The sequence below is a fragment of the Mesorhizobium sp. M2A.F.Ca.ET.039.01.1.1 genome (assembly GCF_003998035.1).
Classification (GTDB): Bacteria; Pseudomonadota; Alphaproteobacteria; order Rhizobiales; family Rhizobiaceae; genus Mesorhizobium.
In genome coordinates, this window is sequence record NZ_RZRY01001604.1 from 1 (window position 1) to 388 (window position 388).

At 63.9% G+C, this 388-nt stretch carries 1 protein-coding gene; it reads right to left on the bottom strand.

The genetic code is table 11. The features are described 5' to 3' along the window. Positions 1-242: Gfo/Idh/MocA family oxidoreductase (locus tag EOA24_RS41135; protein WP_133375135.1), on the bottom strand; the 242-nt coding region annotated here is incomplete at its 3' end. Between the last annotated feature and the right edge of the window lie 146 nt (positions 243-388).

Consider the following 388-nt stretch of genomic DNA (forward strand, 5'->3'; position numbering starts at 1 on the left):
GTCCATTCAACATGCTGCGAGGTCGGCAGCGGGATGTAGACGCCGTCGACGTCCGGGGAGGCAAGCAGTTCCTCATAAGAGCCGAAAGCATGGCGGGCGCCGAAACGCTCGCCCAGCGCCTTGGCCTTCGACAGGTCGCGGCTGGCGATCGCCGACAGGACGCCGTTCTCCGAATCCACGATTGCCGGCAAAAGCTGCTCGCGGCCGATCTTTGCCGTCGACAGAACACCCCATCGGAACATCACGCTTCTCCATGTCGGTTTACAGGCGACGAGGTTTGCCTGAAATCGACGGAAAAGCCAATGCAGGAGGCGGCGCGCTTCCTCGCCCCACGCAGTGGGGAGAGGTGGCCCGGCGAAGCCGGGACGGAGAGGGGCCTTCGTAGAAC